19 protein-coding genes are annotated in these 16,414 nt (G+C 71.5%); 10 read left to right on the top strand and 9 right to left on the bottom strand.

The features are described from left to right. Positions 1-50: 50 nt before the first annotated feature. From R4Z62_RS10040 to R4Z62_RS10025, 4 genes are all read left to right on the top strand, one after another. The gene (locus tag R4Z62_RS10040) at positions 51-1,292 is read left to right on the top strand and encodes a sensor histidine kinase (protein ID WP_491519614.1); all 1,242 of its coding nucleotides are present in this window, start codon (positions 51-53) and stop codon (positions 1,290-1,292) included. After that, entirely contained in the window at positions 1,289-1,951 is a 663-nt protein-coding gene (locus R4Z62_RS10035; RefSeq protein WP_491519613.1) for a response regulator, read from the top strand. The genes R4Z62_RS10040 and R4Z62_RS10035 overlap by 4 nt, the downstream gene beginning before the upstream one ends. An 84-nt stretch (positions 1,952-2,035) precedes the next feature. Continuing rightward, positions 2,036-2,782, top strand: a complete 747-nt coding sequence (recO, locus tag R4Z62_RS10030; RefSeq protein ID WP_064537388.1) for a DNA repair protein RecO — start codon at positions 2,036-2,038, stop codon at positions 2,780-2,782. Between the two features lie 40 nt (positions 2,783-2,822). Then, positions 2,823-3,668, top strand: coding sequence for an isoprenyl transferase (locus R4Z62_RS10025; protein WP_382848783.1), 846 nt, complete (start codon positions 2,823-2,825; stop codon positions 3,666-3,668). 44 nt (positions 3,669-3,712) lie between these two features. Here R4Z62_RS10025 and R4Z62_RS10020 read toward each other — a convergent pair whose 3' ends face one another. From R4Z62_RS10020 to R4Z62_RS10005, 4 genes are read right to left on the bottom strand one after another with little or no spacing between them, the layout of a single operon-like run. Further along, the gene (locus R4Z62_RS10020; protein ID WP_382848784.1) at positions 3,713-4,141 is read right to left on the bottom strand and encodes a Fur family transcriptional regulator; all 429 of its coding nucleotides are present in this window, start codon (positions 4,139-4,141) and stop codon (positions 3,713-3,715) included. A gap of 60 nt (positions 4,142-4,201) precedes the next feature. Continuing rightward, positions 4,202-5,104, bottom strand: coding sequence for a metal ABC transporter permease (locus tag R4Z62_RS10015; RefSeq protein ID WP_491519612.1), 903 nt, complete (start codon positions 5,102-5,104; stop codon positions 4,202-4,204). After that, positions 5,104-5,871: a metal ABC transporter ATP-binding protein gene (locus R4Z62_RS10010; protein WP_491519611.1), complete on the bottom strand. Its 768-nt coding sequence runs from the start codon at positions 5,869-5,871 to the stop codon at positions 5,104-5,106. The genes R4Z62_RS10015 and R4Z62_RS10010 overlap by 1 nt, the downstream gene beginning before the upstream one ends. Before the next feature lie 29 nt (positions 5,872-5,900). Then, positions 5,901-6,884, bottom strand: a complete 984-nt coding sequence (locus R4Z62_RS10005) for a metal ABC transporter substrate-binding protein (RefSeq protein ID WP_491519610.1) — start codon at positions 6,882-6,884, stop codon at positions 5,901-5,903. Between the two features lie 184 nt (positions 6,885-7,068). Here R4Z62_RS10005 and R4Z62_RS10000 point away from each other — a divergent pair, with 184 nt between their 5' ends. The 3 genes from R4Z62_RS10000 (at position 7,069) to R4Z62_RS09990 (ending at position 10,261) form a co-directional block, all read left to right on the top strand. Next, a complete protein-coding gene (locus tag R4Z62_RS10000; RefSeq protein WP_018570719.1) occupies positions 7,069-8,451 on the top strand; it encodes a glycine--tRNA ligase in 1,383 nt (460 codons plus the stop codon). 171 nt (positions 8,452-8,622) lie between these two features. Next, on the top strand, positions 8,623-9,633 hold the full coding sequence (locus R4Z62_RS09995) for an aldo/keto reductase (RefSeq protein ID WP_491519609.1): 1,011 nt from the start codon (positions 8,623-8,625) through the stop codon (positions 9,631-9,633). Positions 9,634-9,670: 37 nt separating this feature from the next. Beyond that, positions 9,671-10,261, top strand: coding sequence for a TetR/AcrR family transcriptional regulator (locus R4Z62_RS09990; protein ID WP_491519608.1), 591 nt, complete (start codon positions 9,671-9,673; stop codon positions 10,259-10,261). 17 nt (positions 10,262-10,278) lie between these two features. On the opposite strand, the gene R4Z62_RS09985 is transcribed toward R4Z62_RS09990, so the two are convergent. Together R4Z62_RS09985 and R4Z62_RS09980 are read right to left on the bottom strand one after the other, a co-directional pair. Then, positions 10,279-10,713: a hypothetical protein gene (locus R4Z62_RS09985; RefSeq protein ID WP_064533059.1), complete on the bottom strand. Its 435-nt coding sequence runs from the start codon at positions 10,711-10,713 to the stop codon at positions 10,279-10,281. 220 nt (positions 10,714-10,933) lie between these two features. Further along, positions 10,934-12,412 carry an MFS transporter gene (locus tag R4Z62_RS09980; RefSeq protein WP_491519607.1) on the bottom strand — a complete coding sequence of 493 codons (1,479 nt, stop codon included), beginning with the start codon at positions 12,410-12,412 and terminating at the stop codon, positions 10,934-10,936. 107 nt (positions 12,413-12,519) lie between these two features. On the opposite strand from R4Z62_RS09980, the gene R4Z62_RS09975 reads away from it, so the two are divergent. Next, positions 12,520-13,413: a helix-turn-helix transcriptional regulator gene (locus R4Z62_RS09975; protein WP_491521856.1), complete on the top strand. Its 894-nt coding sequence runs from the start codon at positions 12,520-12,522 to the stop codon at positions 13,411-13,413. A gap of 144 nt (positions 13,414-13,557) precedes the next feature. On the opposite strand, the gene R4Z62_RS09970 is transcribed toward R4Z62_RS09975, so the two are convergent. Both R4Z62_RS09970 and R4Z62_RS09965 read right to left on the bottom strand, forming a co-directional pair. Further along, on the bottom strand, positions 13,558-14,163 hold the full coding sequence (locus tag R4Z62_RS09970) for a DinB family protein (RefSeq protein ID WP_491519606.1): 606 nt from the start codon (positions 14,161-14,163) through the stop codon (positions 13,558-13,560). Positions 14,164-14,445: 282 nt separating this feature from the next. Then, entirely contained in the window at positions 14,446-15,318 is an 873-nt protein-coding gene (locus R4Z62_RS09965; protein WP_491519605.1) for an aldo/keto reductase family oxidoreductase, read from the bottom strand. Positions 15,319-15,448: 130 nt separating this feature from the next. Here R4Z62_RS09965 and R4Z62_RS09960 point away from each other — a divergent pair, with 130 nt between their 5' ends. Then, complete coding sequence (locus R4Z62_RS09960) at positions 15,449-15,880, top strand: winged helix-turn-helix transcriptional regulator (protein ID WP_382851963.1); 432 nt, start codon at positions 15,449-15,451, stop codon at positions 15,878-15,880. A 25-nt stretch (positions 15,881-15,905) separates the two neighbouring features. Next, a complete protein-coding gene (locus tag R4Z62_RS09955; RefSeq protein ID WP_491519604.1) occupies positions 15,906-16,151 on the top strand; it encodes a hypothetical protein in 246 nt (81 codons plus the stop codon). Positions 16,152-16,191: 40 nt separating this feature from the next. On the opposite strand, the gene R4Z62_RS09950 is transcribed toward R4Z62_RS09955, so the two are convergent. Continuing rightward, positions 16,192-16,404, bottom strand: a complete 213-nt coding sequence (locus tag R4Z62_RS09950) for a DUF397 domain-containing protein (protein ID WP_491519603.1) — start codon at positions 16,402-16,404, stop codon at positions 16,192-16,194. Between the last annotated feature and the right edge of the window lie 10 nt (positions 16,405-16,414).

The following is a 16,414-nucleotide window of genomic DNA, read 5'->3' as shown; positions in this document are numbered from 1 at the left end:
ACGTCCCCGGGCCGATGACCGGCGGCCGTGGCCGGTCCTACGATCACGGCATGTCCGCCACCGTGCCGCCGCCGCTGCTCCGCCGTGTCCCGCCCGCGGGCTGGACGGCGCTCGTGTGGTGCGCGAGCACGCTGTTCACCCTGCTGACCACTGTCCGGCTGCCCGGCGAGACCGAGCCCGGACAGTGGCCGGCGGCCCAGCTGTACCGCTGGGACGGCCTGACGGTCACCGTGCTGTCCACCGCCCTGGTGCTGTACGGCGGCCTGCTGCTGGGGCGCCGTCCGCTCGCCGCGCTGGCCGTGCTGATCGCGGCGGCCATCGGGGAGACGACCACGCTCGGGGTGGGCGAACTGCCCATGGCGCAGTACCTCGCGGTGGCGGTGGCGCTGTACTTCGTCGCCGCGGGCAGGCCGCGCCGCACCGCCGCGGCCGGTCTCGCCCTGGCGGTCGGCACACTCGTCGGCTTCGTCGCCTTCCGGGTGCTGAGCGGCTGGTCGGCGGGTGTCTCGGCGGAACTGGCCGTGGCCCTGGTCACGGTGATCGCCTGGCTGCTCGGCAGCTCGGCGCACCAGTCGCGCGAGCACGCGCGGCGGATGAACGAGCGGGCCGCCGCGCAGGCGGTCACGGCGGAACGGCTGCGCATCGCCCGGGAGATGCACGACACCGTCGCGCACAGCATCGGCATCATCGCCCTCCAGGCGGGCGCGGCGGCCCGGGTGGCGGCCACCCAGCCGGACGCGGCCCGCGAGGCGATGCGGGCGGTGGAGACCACCGGCCGCGAGACCCTGGCCGGGCTGCGCCGGATGCTGGTCGCCCTGCGTGAGACCGACACGGGTCCCACTGATCCCACCGGCCCCACTGACCCTGCTGGCCCCACTGATCCCGCCGGTCCCCTCGGTCCCGCCGGGCTCGGTGGCCTCGACCGGCTGGCCGCCGCGACCACCGCGGCGGGGGTCCGGGTGGAGGTGCGGCGGCTGGGGGAGGAGCGGCGGCTGCCGCCGGACGTCGACCTGTCGGCGTTCCGCATCGTCCAGGAGTCCGTCACCAACGTCGTACGGCACTCCGGGGCGCCCGCCTGCCGGGTGACCGTGGACTACGGGGACGACGCGCTCGCCCTGGAGGTCACCGACGACGGCCGCGGTCACGGCACCGCGACCGACACCGGGTTCGGTCTCGCCGGGATGCGCGAGCGTGTCGCCCTTCTGCACGGCGAGTTCAGCGCGGCGCCCCGGCCGGAGGGCGGCTTCCGGGTGGCGGCGCGGCTGCCCCTGCCCGTGGCGGCCCCGCGATGACGGTCCGGGTGGTCCTCGCCGACGACCAGCAGCTGATCCGGGCCGCGCTGCGCATGGTCATGGCGGACCTGGCCGACATGGAGGTGGTGGGCGAGGCCGCCACCGGCGCCGAGGCGGTGGCGCTCACCGAGGAACTCGACCCGGACGTGGTCGTCATGGACCTCCGGATGCCGGGGACGGACGGCATCGAGGCGACCCGCGCGATCACGGCGGGTCCGGCCGGGGCGCGGATCGTCGTCCTGACGACCTTCGACGACGACGCGTACGTGTACGGGGCGCTGCGCGCGGGCGCCTCCGGCTTCCTGGTCAAGGACATGGGACTGGACGACATCATCGGCGCGGTGCGGGTGGTCGCCGCCGGGGACGGGCTGATCGCGCCGAGCGTCACCCGCCGCCTGATCGAGGACTTCGCGCGCCGGGCCGCGCCGTCCGCCGGGCCCGCCCGCCGCGAGCTGACCGGCATCACCGAGCGGGAGCGGGAGGTGCTGACCCTCGTCGGCACGGGGCTGTCCAACACGGAGATCGCCGCCGAACTGTGCATCAGCGTGGCCACCGCCAAGACCTACCTCAGCCGCCTGCTGGCCAAGCTGGGCGCCCGTGACCGCGTCCAGCTGGTGATCATGGCGTTCGAGGCGGGGCTGGTGTCGGTGCCGGGCTGACCGCGCCCAGGTCAGGGCCCGCGCCGCCGCCGGGGCCCACCCGGACGGACCGGGACGCGTCCGCGGTGGGCGAGAATGGACCGCATGAGTCTGTTCCGCGACGACGGCATCGTGCTGCGCACCCAGAAGCTGGGTGAGGCGGACCGGATCATCACGCTGCTCACGCGCGGTCACGGCCGGGTGCGGGCGGTGGCGCGGGGCGTACGGCGCACGAAGTCCAAGTTCGGCGCCCGGCTGGAGCCCTTCTCGCACGTGGACGTGCAGTTCTTCGCCCGGGGCAGCGAGCTGATCGGGCGCGGGCTGCCGCTGTGCACGCAGAGCGAGACCATCGCGCCGTACGGCGGCGGGATCGTGACCGACTACGCCCGGTACACCGCCGGGACGGCCATGCTGGAGACGGCCGAGCGGTTCACGGACCACGAGGGCGAACCGGCCGTCCAGCAGTATCTGCTGCTCGTCGGCGCCCTGCGCACACTGGCCCGCGGCGAGCACGCCCCGCACCTGGTGCTGGACGCGTTCCTGCTGCGCTCGCTGGCCGTCAACGGCTACGCGCCCAGCTTCGGCGACTGCGCGAAGTGCGGCATGCCGGGGCCCAACCGGTTCTTCTCGGTGGCCTCCGGCGGCTCCGTCTGCGTCGACTGCCGGGTGGCCGGCAGTGTCGTACCCTCGCCGCAGACGCTCGTGCTGCTGGGCGCGCTGCTCACGGGGGACTGGGCGACGGCGGACGCCTGCGAGCCGCGGCACGTGCGGGAGGGCAGCGGGCTGGTCTCCGCCTACCTGCACTGGCACCTGGAACGCGGACTGCGCTCGCTGCGGTACGTGGAAAAGTAGAGAGCAGCACGGGCAACACAGCAGAGGGAGACGAGAGCACATGGCCGTACGCGGGTTCCTGGGCAGCCGGCGACGCGAGTACCTGGCGCCCGAGCCGCATCCGTCCGGCGCGCGCCCCCCGAAGCTCCCGGGTGAGCTGGTGCCCGAGCACGTGGCGATCGTCATGGACGGCAACGGCCGCTGGGCCAAGCAGCGCGGCCTGCCCCGCACCGAGGGGCACAAGGTCGGCGCCGAACGCGTCCTCGACGTGCTCCAGGGCGGCATCGAGATCGGTGTGCGCAACATCTCGCTGTACGCCTTCTCCACCGAGAACTGGAAGCGCTCGCCCGACGAGGTGCGCTTCCTGATGAACTTCAACCGGGACTTCATCCGCAAGTCCCGCGACCAGCTCGACGGGCTCGGCGTCCGGGTGCGCTGGGTGGGCCGGATGCCCCGGCTGTGGAAGTCGGTCGCCAAGGAGTTGCAGGTCGCCCAGGAGCAGACCAAGGACAACGACCTGATCACGCTGTACTTCTGCATGAACTACGGCGGCCGGGCCGAGCTGGCGGACGCGGCCAAGGCGATGGCCGAGGACGTGGCCGCGGGCCGCCTCGACCCGTCCAAGGTCAGCGAGAAGACCATCCAGAAGTACCTGTACTACCCGGACATGCCGGACGTGGACCTGTTCCTGCGCCCGAGCGGCGAGCAGCGCACCTCCAACTACCTGCTCTGGCAGAGCGCGTACGCGGAGATGGTCTTCCAGGACGTCCTGTGGCCCGACTTCGACCGCCGCGACCTGTGGCGCGCGTGCCTGGAGTTCGCCTCCCGCGACCGCCGCTTCGGCGGCGCCATCCCCAACGAGCAACTGCTCGCCATGGAGGGCCGCCAGGAGGACCCCTCCGCGTAGGGCCCCGGCAGATACCGGCCCAGGCTCACCGCCTGGGCCGTACCTCACCGTTCGCCGTGGCTCTCCAGGGCCGCGCAGTCCGCGCAGGTGCCGAAGATCTCGACCGTGTGGGCGACGTTGACGTAGCCGTGTTCCGTGGCGATGGCCTCGGCCCATTTCTCCACGGCCGGGCCCTCCACCTCGACGGCCTTGCCGCAGACGCGGCAGACGAGGTGGTGGTGGTGCTCGCCGCTGGAGCAGCGGCGGTAGACGGACTCGCCGTCGGAGGTGCGCAGCACGTCGACCTCACCGGCGTCGGCGAGGGACTGGAGGGTGCGGTAGACGGTGGTGAGGCCCACCGAGTCGCCCTTGTGCTTGAGCATGTCGTGCAGTTCCTGCGCGCTGCGGAACTCGTCGACCTCGTCGAGGGCTGCCGCGACGGCGGCGCGCTGCCGGGTGGCCCGGCCCTTCACGGGCGGTCCTGCGGTCGTCACCGGATGCCTCCTCACGTCTGCGCCTGCCGGGGCCATTGTGCCAGCCCCGGCAGGCCGCGGTCAGACGCCGATCCCGTCCGCGGCGCCCCGGCTGGCCGGAATCGCGCACTCCGCGGGGTCGCCGACGGGCCGTGCGGCGGCGAGCGTCCGGGCGCGGCGCCGGGCCAGTGGTGTGGCCAGGACGGTGAGGACCCCGAACGCGGCGATGGTCAGCAGCACGATCGTCGCGCCGGGCGGCACGTCCTGGTAGTACGAGGTGACCGTGCCGCCGATGGTCACGCTCACACCGATGGCCACGGCCACGGCGAAGGTCGCCGCGAAACTGCGGGTGAGCTGCTGGGCGGCGGCGACGGGCACCACCATGAGCGCGGACACCAGCAGCAGCCCGACCACGCGCATGGCGACCGTCACCGTCACCGCCGCCGTGACGGCCGTGAGCAGGTTCAGGGCGCGCACCGGCAGTCCGGTCACCCGCGCGAACTCCTCGTCCTGGCTGACCGCGAACAACTGGCGGCGCAGGCCCAGGGTGACCAGGACGACGAAGGCGGCCAGCAGGCAGATCGCCACCACGTCGGACTGGGAGACGGTGGAGAGCGAGCCGAAGAGGTACGACGTCAGGTTCGCGGTGGAGCCGCCGGGGGCGAGGCTGATGAACATGACACCGCCCGCCATGCCGCCGTAGAAGAGCATCGCGAGGGCGATGTCGCCGCGGGTGCGGCCGTACCAGCGGATCAGCTCCATCAGGACGGCGCCGAGCACGGAGACCGCCGACGCCATCCACACCGGGGAGGCGGAGAGCAGGAAGCCGAGGCCGACGCCGGTCATCGCCACATGGCCGATGCCGTCGCCCATCAGCGCCTGGCGGCGCTGGACCAGGTAGATGCCGACGGCGGGCGCGGTGATGCCGACCAGGACGGCGGCCAGCAGCGCCCGCTGCATGAAGGCGTAGTTGAGGAAGTCCATCAGCTCAGCAGTCCCGTGCGGATCGGATCGGCGCCGACGGCGTCGTGGGGGTGGACGTGGTCGTGGCCGGGCAGGGCGTGCTGGCCCACGGCCTTCGGGGGCGGGCCGTCGTGCAGGACGCAGCCGTCGCGCAGCACGACCGCCCGGTCGATCAGCGGTTCCAGCGGGCCCAGCTCGTGCAGCACCAGCAGTACCGTCGTCCCGGCGGCGACCTGCCTCTCCAGCGTCGCGGCCAGTACCTCCTGGCTGGCCAGGTCGACGCCCGCCATCGGCTCGTCCATGATCAGCAGCTCGGGCGCGGCGGCCAGCGCGCGGGCGATCAGCACCCGCTGGTGCTGGCCGCCGGAGAGCGCGTCGACCGAGTCCTTGGCGCGGTCCGCCATGCCGACCAGCTCCAGGGCGCGGCGGACGGCCTCCCGGTCGCCCCGGCGGAAGAGCCCGAAGCGGGTGCGGGAGAGCCGGCCGGAGGAGACGACCTCGGTGACGGTGGCCGGGACGCCGCCCGCCGCGGTGGTGCGCTGCGGTACGTAGCCGACGCGCGCCCAGTCGCGGAAGCGGCGCCGCGGGACGCCGAACAGCTCGATCTCGCCGCTCGTCACCGGCACCTGGCCGATGACGCTGCGCACCGCCGTCGACTTTCCGGAGCCGTTGGCGCCGAGCAGCGCGACGACCTCGCCGCGGCGCACGGTGAGGTCGATGCCGCGCAGCACGGTGCGGGCGCCGAGATCGGCGGTGACCTTGCGCAGGGCTATGACGGGCTCACCCATGGGAGGCTCCTCGGGCCGCTGGGAGTGGGTCATTTGGCGCCCAGGGCCTGCTGGAGAGCCTTGAGGTTGGCCTCCTGCACCGCGAGGTAGTCGCGGCCCCGGGACTTGTCGGTGATGCCCTCGATCGGGTCCAGGACGTCGGTCCTGAGCCCGGCGTCCCGCGCGACGGTCTTCGCGGTCTTGTCGCTGACGAGGGTCTCGTAGAAGACGGTGGTGACGCCGTCGGCCTTCGCCATCTTCTCCAGGTCCTTGATCCGGGCGGCGCTGGGCTCGGACTCCGGGTCGAGGCCGCTGATGGCCTCCTCGGTCAGGCCGTAGCGCTCGGCGAGGTAGCCGAAGGCGGCGTGCGTGGTGATGAAGACCTTGGACTTCGTGTGCGCGAGGCCGTCCTTGAACCGGGTGTTCAGCTCGTCGAGCTGCTTGACCAGGGCGGCGGTGTTCTTGCGGTAGTCGGCCGCGTGGTCCGGGTCGCCCTTCTCGAAGGCCTTGCCGACGCCCTCGGCGATCTGGGCGTAGCGCACCGGGTCGAGCCAGACGTGCGGGTCCTTGCCGCCGCTCTCGTCCTCGTCCTCGCCCTCGTGGGTGTCGTGCGCGGCGGCGTGCCCGCCGACCTCGCTGCCGTGCTCCTCCAGGGTGGTCAGGGAAGCCGCGTCGACCTTGGTCCTGATCCCGGACTGGTCGATGGCCTTGTCCACGGAGGGCTGGAGGCCCTTGAGGTAGAGGGCCGCGTCGGAGTCCTGGAGCCGCGCGGTCTGCTGGGCGCTGATCTCCAGGTCGTGTGGTTCCTGGCCGGGCTGGGTGAGGTTGGTGACGTGGACGTGGTCACCGCCGATCCGCTCGGCGAGGTAGGCCATCGGGTAGAACGACGCGACGACGTCGTACTTGTCCGTCTTGCCGGAGGCGTCCGCGGACGAGCAGGCGGTCAGGGCGCCGAGTCCGACGGCGGTGACCGCGGTGAGGGCGGCGGCCGTGCGTATGCGGGACGGGGCGAGGAGGTGTCGTCGAGCGTTCATGACACTCATTTTCATCAAAAATGGAAACCGTTGTCAACAAGCCCCCCTGAACAGGTCCGGAGGTGCCCGGACCGTGCCGTTTCCGGGCACCGATTTGATTGAGGGGGAGCCCCCGCCGGTACCCTGAGGCATTCGCTCTGAAGCGTCTCGCTTCGTCGCCCGTCGTCGTAATGAAGAGAGCACCGTGGCCGCCGACAAGATCGACACCATCGTCAGCCTGAGCAAGCGCCGTGGCTTCGTATTCCCGTGCAGTGAGATCTACGGCGGTCAGCGCGCCGCCTGGGACTACGGTCCGCTCGGTGTCGAGCTGAAGGAGAACCTCAAGCGCCAGTGGTGGCGCTACATGGTGACGTCGCGCGAGGACGTGGTCGGCATCGACTCGTCCGTCATCCTGGCCACCGAGGTCTGGGTGGCCTCCGGCCACGTCGCCACCTTCACGGACCCGCTGACCGAGTGCACTGCCTGTCACAAGCGGTTCCGCGCGGACCACCTGGAGGAGGCCTACGAGGCCAAGCACCACCGCCTCCCGGAGAACGGCCTCGCGGACGTCAACTGCCCCAACTGCGGCAACAAGGGCCAGTTCACCGAGCCCAAGCAGTTCTCGGGTCTGCTCTCCACGCACCTCGGCCCCACCCAGGACACCGGCTCCGTCGCCTACCTGCGTCCGGAGACCGCCCAGGGCATCTTCACCAACTTCGCCCAGGTGCAGACCACTTCGCGCCGCAAGCCGCCGTTCGGCATCGCCCAGATGGGCAAGTCCTTCCGCAACGAGATCACGCCCGGCAACTTCATCTTCCGCACCCGCGAGTTCGAGCAGATGGAGATGGAGTTCTTCGTCAAGCCGGGCGAGGACGAGAAGTGGCAGGAGTACTGGATGGAGCAGCGCTGGAACTGGTACACCGGCCTGGGCCTGCGCGAGGAGAACATGCGGTGGTACGAGCACCCGAAGGAGAAGCTCTCCCACTACTCCAAGCGCACCGCCGACATCGAGTACCGCTTCCAGTTCGGCGGCAGCGAGTGGGGTGAGCTGGAGGGCGTCGCCAACCGCACCGACTACGACCTCGGCGCCCACGCCAAGGCCTCCGGCCAGGACCTCGCGTACTACGACCAGGAGGCCCAGGAGCGCTGGACGCCGTACGTCATCGAGCCCGCGGCCGGTGTCGGCCGCGCGATGCTGGCGTTCCTGCTCGACGCCTATGTCGAGGACGAGGCGCCCAACGCCAAGGGCAAGATGGAGAAGCGCACCGTGCTGCGCCTCGACCACCGCCTGGCCCCGGTGAAGGCCGCGGTGCTGCCGCTGTCGCGCAACCCGGAGCTGTCCCCGAAGGCCAAGGGCCTGGCCCAGGCGCTGCGCCAGCACTGGAACATCGAGTTCGACGACGCGGGCGCCATCGGCCGCCGCTACCGCCGCCAGGACGAGATCGGCACGCCGTTCTGCGTGACCGTCGACTTCGACACCCTGGACGACAACGCGGTCACCGTCCGCGAGCGCGACTCGATGAAGCAGGAGCGCGTCTCCCTCGACCAGATCGAGGGCTACCTGGCCGCCCGCCTGATCGGCTGCTGAGCCCGCGCCACCCCCGCTCGAACGAACGCCGTACGGCCGCCGGATCACCTCCGGCGGCCGTACGGCTTTTCTGTGCGGGTCGGCGTCCGGGCTGGCCGGTGCTTCATGGAAGCTGACAAGTATGGAATGACAGATATTGAAATCTGTCATTCCATGTGGGAGTGTGGAGCCATGACGACGCACACCCGCTCCCTCGGAACCACCGGCCCCCAGGTCTTCTCCCTCGGTCTCGGCTGCATGGGCATGTCCGCGCTGTACGGCGAGGCGGACCGGGCCGAGTCGATCGCCACCGTGCACGCCGCCCTGGAGGCCGGCGTGACCCTGCTCGACACCGGCGACTTCTACGCCATGGGCCACAACGAGATGCTGGTCGGCGAGGCCCTGCGCACCGCCCCCGCCGCGCTCCGCGAGAAGGCCCTCACCAGCGTCAAGTTCGGCGCCCTGCGCGACCCCGACGGCAACTGGAGCGGCTACGACGGCCGCCCCGCCGCGGTGAAGAACTTCGCCGCCTACTCCCTCCAGCGCCTCGGCGTCGACCACATCGACGTCTACCGCCTGGCCCGCCTCGACCCGGACGTCCCCGTCGAGGAGACCGTCGGCGCCATCGCCGAGCTGGTCGAGAAGGGGTACGTGCGCCACATCGGCCTCAGCGAGGTCGGCGCCGACACCATCCGCCGGGCCGCCGCCACCGCCCCGATCTCCGACCTCCAGATCGAGTACTCGCTGATCTCGCGCGGCGTAGAGGACCGCATCCTGCCCGTCACCCGGGAACTGGGCATCGCGATCACCGCGTACGGCGTCCTGTCGCGCGGGCTGATCTCCGGGCGCCTCACCCCCGGCCACCGCTTCGCCCCCGGCGACTTCCGCTCCTTCTCGCCCCGCTTCCAGGGCGAGAACCTGCGGCGCAACCTGGACCTCGTCGAGGCGCTGCGCGCGGTGGCCGAGGGCAAGGGCGCCACGGTCGCGCAGACCGCCATCGCCTGGGTGCTCTCCCGGGGCGAGGACATCGTGCCGCTCGTCGGCGCCCGCACCCGCGAGCGGCTGGCCGAGGCCCTGGGCGCGCTGGACGTCACCCTGGACGCGGCCGACCTCGCGGCGATCGAGGAGGCCGTACCGGCGGACGCGGCGGCCGGCACCCGCTACCCGGAGGCGCTGATGGCCGACCTGGACAGCGAGCACTGACCGCCGTGCCGGACAGCCGCTTGGGTACGGTCTAGGCATGTCACCCGCTGCTGAGACCCTGACCGCCGAGCGCATCATCGAGGCGACCGAGGAAGTGCTGCGCCGCCACGGCCCGGCCAAGGCGACCGTGGTGGACGTGGCCCGCGCGCTCGGCGTCAGCCACGGCAGCGTCTACCGGCACTTCCGCACCAAGGCAGCGCTGCGCGAGGCGGTCACCAAGCGGTGGCTCGACCGGACCCACGACGCCCTGTCCGGCCTCGCCGCCGACCCGGGGCGCGCCCCTCAGGAGCGGCTGCGGGCCTGGCTGCGGGCGTTGTTCGAGGCCAAGCTGCGCAAGGCGGGCGACGATCCGGAGATGTTCGCGACGTACTCGGTCCTCGCCGCGGAGAACGGCGCGGCGGTGGAGCAGCACATCGCCGAGCTGACCGAGCAGTTGACCGCGATCGTCGCGGCGGGCGTGGCCGCCGGGGACTTCGCCGCCGCCGATCCGGCGGCGACGGCCCGCGCCCTCTTCCACGCCACCGGCCGCTTCCACGACCCGTGTTACGCGGGGGAGTGGAAGCGGCCGGGGATCCAGGACGAGTTCGACGCGGTCCTGGACCTGCTGGTACGCGGCCTGCGGCCCTGACGGCCGTCAGGCGGGCGTCAGTGCACCTTGACGGCCACCGGCGAGGAGTGCGTCTTGCCGTCCGTGGTCGCCACCCGCAGGTGCTCGGTGCCCTTGGTGCCGAGCTTGTTCGAGGTCAGCGAGAAGACGCCGCCCTTCTTGACGGTGGTGCTCGCGTGCAGCGTGGTCCACTTGCCGTTGTGCAGGTGCTGGAGGACCAGCTTGGTGCCGGGCTTGACGTCCTTGGCGTGACCGGCGAGCTTGACGGTCTCACCGGCCTTGACCGTGCTGTGGTTGGCCTTTGCCATGATCGAGCCCTTGGTCTTCGTCATGGTGCTGTGCGACGGGCTCGGCTTCGCCACCGGCGCGTTGTCCGAGGCGAGGGCGGCGGCCGATCCGGCCGACACCAGGGCTGCGGACAGGGCACCGGCGGCGAGCGCGCGGGCCCAGCGGCGGCTGGTGGTGACAGGCATGGTGGTCTCCCGTTGGTCGACGGATTCCCCCCTGCGGCGCGGGGCCCCAGGGGCCGTCCGCGCTCCTCCAGAGTTGCCGGGGTTCGGCCGCGCGGCGAGTCGAGAACGTTCGGAACACGTGCCGGAAATCCCAGGTTTGGGATAAACCCGCAGGTCGGCGGGGGTGCTCCGGTTCACCTTTTTCTTACCTTCGGCCCGCAGCGGCGATCACGCGCGCCCGTCAGCCGACGGTGCGCGGCAGCCGCAGACTGAGCAGCCCCGTCAGGACGATCCCGCCGAGCTGCACCAGCAGGGTGGTCACCAGGGCGCCGCCCATGCCCAGACCGGGCACCAGGGACAGGAACAGCGTGCCCAGGGTGGCCACGCCCAGCGCCAGCGCCGACTGCTGGGCGGTGACCATCACACCGCTGCCCACCCCGGCGCGCGCCGTCGGCACCTCGGACAGGATGATCCGGAAGATCACGGGCAGTTGCAGCGCCTGCCCCGCCCCGGCGACCGCCGCGCCCGGCAGCAGCTCCACGAAGCCCACGTGCGGCCAGGACCCGTGGACGGCCAGCGCCAGCAGGCCCACGCCCGCGAACTGCACCACCGCGCCCGCCGTCACCACCCGGGTCCCGAACCGGGCGACCAGCCGGGGCCCGGCCAGCGAGACCAGGAAGAAGACGACGGCCATCGGCGCGAGCGCCAGTCCGGCCGGGACCGGACCGAGCCGCGCGCCCTGCTGCAACGCCACCGCGATGACGAACATGAAGCCGCTGAACCCGATGGAGAACGGCACGATCAGCGCGAGCCCGCGGCGCAGCGAGACGAGCCGGAACAGGCTCGGCGGCACCAGCGGCGTACGGCCCGCGCGGTCCGCGCGCCGCTCCACGGCGTAGAACCAGGCCGCCACCGCCGGGAAGGCGGCCAGCGACAGCCAGGTCCACAGCGGCCAGTGGGCGGCCCGGCCCTCGGTGAGCGGCACGAGCAGCGTCAGCAGGGAGGCGGCGAGCAGGACCGTGCCGGGGCCGTCGACCGGCTCCGGGCGCTGCGAGCGCGTCTCCGGTACGGCCCTGGCCGCCAGCACCAGCCCGACGACGGCGACCGGCACGTTCACCAGGAACACCGAGCGCCAGCCCGTGCCCCACAGGTCCGCGGCGACCAGGACGCCGCCGAGGATCTGCCCGGCCACCATGGACAGACCCGCCGTCGCGCCGTACAGGCCCATCGCGCGGGCCCGGCGCGGTCCCGCGGTGGCCGCCTGGATGGTGGCGAGCACCTGCGGCAGCATCGCGGCGGCCGCCGCGCCCTGCGCCACCCGCGCCCCGACCAGGGACCAGGCGTCCGGCGCCAGACCGCAGGCCAGCGAGGTCAGGCCGAAGGCCGCCATGCCGCCCAGGAAGAGCCGCCGCCGGCCGAACAGGTCGCCCAGCCGCCCGCCGAGGACCAGCAGCACGGCGTAGGCCACGCCGTAGCCCGCGACGACGAGTTCGAGGACGGCCTCGCCCGCGTGCAGGTCCCGGCCCATGGTGGGCAGGGCCACGTTGACGATGAAGAAGTCGATGAGGGGGAGCGCCGCGCCCAGCAGCACCGTGAACAGTCCGAGGCCGCTGAGCGCCGGGAGCGCGGTGGCGGCGGTGCGGACGGCGGGCGAGGACGGCGAGGACGCTGAGGACGGCGAGGACGGCGAGGACGCTGAGGAGACGGTTCGGGTGGTCACGTCATCGAGCCTGCGCCGCCGCCGACCCAGGTACCAGAGTGTCCTTATCCTGGTAGCAGGAGTACCTGGCAACAGGTTCGGCGGAGCGGCAGGCTGGAGGCATGAGCATGAGCACGATGGCCTCGCACACGGCGGTCGCCCCCCGGGCCCGGGAGGCCACCGCCTCGGCGGTGCGGCGCCACGAACTCGCCGCCTTCCTGCGCCACCGCCGCGAGCACATCACCCCCGAGCAGGTCGGCCTGGTGCGCGGCGCCCGCCGCCGTACGCCGGGCCTGCGCCGCGAGGAGGTCGCGCACCTCTCGGCGGTCGGGGTCACCTGGTACACCTGGCTCGAACAGGCCCGTGACATCCAGGTCTCCGTGCAGGTCCTGGACGCGCTCGCCCGCACCCTGCTGCTCGACCCCACCGAGCGGGCCCACCTCTTCCAGCTCGCCGGCACCGCCGACCCGGCCCCGACGACCACGTGCCCCTCGGTCACCCCGGCCCTGCGCGCCCTCCTGGAGCAGATCGAGCCCTTCCCGGCCTGCCTCCAGAACAGCAGGTACGACATCCTCGCCCACAACCGCACCTACGGCCTGCTCCTGTGCGACCTGGAGTCGGTGCCGCCCGAGGACCGCAACTGCATGATCCTGTCGTACACCCACGAGCAGTGGCGCTCCTCGATCGTCCACCTGGAGTCCGCGACCCGGCTCATGGCCGCCCGCTTCCGCGCCGCGATGGCCGGCCACCTCGCCGACCCGGCCTGGAAGGCGCTGCTCAAGCGCCTGCGCGAGTCCTCGCCCGACTTCCGCGAGATCTGGGACCGCCACGAGGTGGTCGCCCCGGTCGGCAAGCGCAAGGAGTTCCGCAACGCCTACGTCGGCCGCCTCACCGTCGACCACACCGACCTCTGGCTCAGCCCCGACACCGGCCCCCGCATGGTCACCTACGTCCCCGCCGACGAGGAGTCCCGGCAGCGCCTGGAGAAGCTGCACGCGATCGCGCTGGAGCGGTGTCCCTAGAGGCCGTGTCGGCCTGGCACGAGCGCAGACGCTCCAGGAAGTCCCGCACTCGTCGACGGTGTCTTCGCGCTTCGCGCTGCCAGAGGCCGCCTTCGACTGCGACGTCGACCCGATCCCGTGATCGTCGCGTCCCCGCGCGGCCCTTCACTCGCGCGGCACAGCCCTCTGTGCCTTGATCGATGCGGCCGATCTGGCGGCCTGCTCGATCTTCGCGTAGTGGGCGCCGCGGGCTTCCTCATCGATCTGCGTCTCGTGTTCGGGCCGCATCCCGGTTCGGCCATCGACGCTTTCGCGCAGGATGTCGGCGTGCCCGGCATGCCGGTTGGTCTCGCCGAGAACATGGACCATGACGGCGAACAGATTCGTGGTGGAATGAGGCTCCGGCCACCACGGCACGTGGCCGGGGGCGTCGAGGGGAAGCTCGTTGATCGTCGCGTCCGAGTGTTCCCACGTGCGCCGGTAGGACTCGGCGATCTGATCGCGGGTCTCGTCCTCAGCCGCCCACAGATCGCTGCCGTCGTGGTCCTGCCACCGGGGCAGCGGTTCCGGGGAAGGACGGTCGAAGACCTCACCGAAGTACCTGGCCTCGACGCCGGCCACGTGTTTGACCAGGCCGAGGAGGTTGGTCCCGGTCACCGTCAACGGTCGGCGGGCATCGTATTCGGACAGGCCCTCGAGCTTCCAGAGCAGCGCCTTGCGGTCCCGCCGCAGTCTCTCGTGCAGGTTGTTCTTCGCGAACTCATCGATCATGCGGCATCAGCCTGCCATGAGCCGCTCGTGGATCAAGAGGGCCCAGGCGAATCGTGGGGAACTCAAGGTTCTGCTGCTGTCATATCGCCCCGTACTGGATGCCGGAACAGACGACGTAAGAAGGCGGAAGTCTCTGCAGCGTTGAAGGGCCCCGTGCCCGCCGAACACTACCCGGCGGGCACGGGGACGCTGCTCCGGGTGAGTAGCGCGGATGGCGCGGAACATGACGCTGGAGGAGACCGCCGACGCGTTCGCGGTCCCGGTTGGTGACCTGTGTGTTGTTCAGTGGCCGATGCTGTCCAGTTCGGCCACATCCTCGTTCGAGAGGGAGAGACCGGCGCCTGCGATGTTCTCGCGCAGGTGGGCGGTGGACGAAGTACCGGGGATGAGCAGGATGTTCGGCGAGCGCTGGATCAGCCAGGCCAGCGCGACCGACATGGGCGTCGCCCCCAGTCGGTCCGCGACCTGTGTGAGGGCCTCGGACTGCAGCGGCGTGAAGCCTCCCAGGGGGAAGAACGGCACGTAGGCGATGCCATCGGCGGCGAGATGATCTACGAGGTCGTCGTCGTGGCGGTGGGCGAGGTTGTACATGTTCTGCACGCACACGATCGGGGCGATGCCGCGCGCCTCAGCGACCTGCTCTCCGGTGACATTGCTGACGCCGAGGTGGCGGATCAGTCCCTCTTGCTGGAGGTCGACGAGCGTCTCGAATGCTTCGGCGATCGAGCCGGCCTGCGGGCCCTGAGCGTCACCCATGCGCATGTTGACCAGGTCGAGGGTGTCGACGCCGAGGGATTCGAGGTTTTCATGGACCTGCTTGCGCAGGTCTTCGGGGCGCCGGGCCGTGGGCCAGCCGCCCTGTGCGTCGCGGGTCGCCCCCACCTTGGTGGCGATGAACAGCGGCTCCGGGTAGGGGTGCAGCGCTTCACGGATCAGCTCATTCGTGAAGCGCGGTCCGTAGGCGTCGCTGGTGTCGATGTGGGTGATCCCGAGGCTGACTGCCTCGCGCAGCACGGCCAGAGCGCCGTCGTGATCGGCGGGCGGCCCCATGACCCACGGGCCGGCGAGCTGCATCGCGCCGTAGCCGAACCGGGTGACGGACGAGTCACCCAGCGTCCAGGTTCCGCCGGGAAGAGGTGCGGAGGGCGTGTTCATCGTGGCGCCTTTCACTTCATGCAAGGGATGGTGTCTCCAGCCCCCTTGCACCAGTGTTGGAGAGGAACTTCCTGCCGGGAAGTAGGCACTCTGAAGTGCGTAACACCCCATAAGGTGAGAGGCGAAATCAGTGACGACGAAGGCCGACAGGAAAGCGCAGGCCAAGGCGGAGTACAACGCGTTCCTGGCGGTGTGCCCCAGCCGTCAGCTCCTCGACCGGATCTCAGACAAGTGGGTCGTCCTGATCCTGTGTGCACTGGGCGGTGACACACCCGAACAGTCCGGCGCATCGCACGCCCCGAAGGCGATGCGCTACTCCGAGCTGGCCCGGCTACTGGCCGGCGTCAGCCAGAAGATGTTGACCCAGACCCTACGGGCTCTCGAACGCGACGGCTTGCTCATCCGCACCGTGACACCCACGGTCCCTGTCACCGTCACCTACGAGCTGACCGACCTCGGCCTCTCGCTCCACCACCTGACACGCGGGCTCAGGCAATGGGCCCAGACCCACATGGAACAAGTCCTCGCCAACCGCGAGAGCCACGACGCACGAGCTTCCTAGGACGTGCGAGGCCGCCGGCGGCGACGTGGCGCGGATCGTGGACATCCTCGGCATCGACCCGCGCATCGGCAGCGGCGGGATGAGGCCCGGCATCGGTTACGGCGGTGGCTGCCTTCCCAAGGACGTCCGCGCTTTCACCGCCTCCGCCCGGCAGCTCGGTGCCGACCGGGTCGCCGACCTCCTGCTCGTCGACTGTCGAACCGCCCTCGACCCCGAGCCTTGGCGCACCGCCGACTGGACGGTCCACCAACTCGGCCGTCCCGGGAAGTAGCCCCTCGCGGCAGCCGCTTCCCGGGATCCGCACCGGGCGCTCAGAAGGTGCCGAACCGGCCGGACTTGACGCCTGCGACGAACGTCGAGAACGCGCCGGTGGGCAGGTTGAGGACCGGGCCGGTGGTGTTCTTGGAGTCGCGGACGGGGATCACGCCGTGGGTGGCGGTGAGGTTGACGGCGACCTCGACGCAGGCGCCGCCGTTGTCGCTGTAGGAGGACGTGAACCAGCGGGGGGTGTCGGTCGTCGTCATGGGGTGCCCT

It is taken from the genome of Streptomyces sp. PL-25, assembly GCF_058344915.1.
The sequence above is the reverse complement of the archived record's forward strand: the minus strand, read 5'-3'. Positions and strand labels throughout refer to the sequence as shown.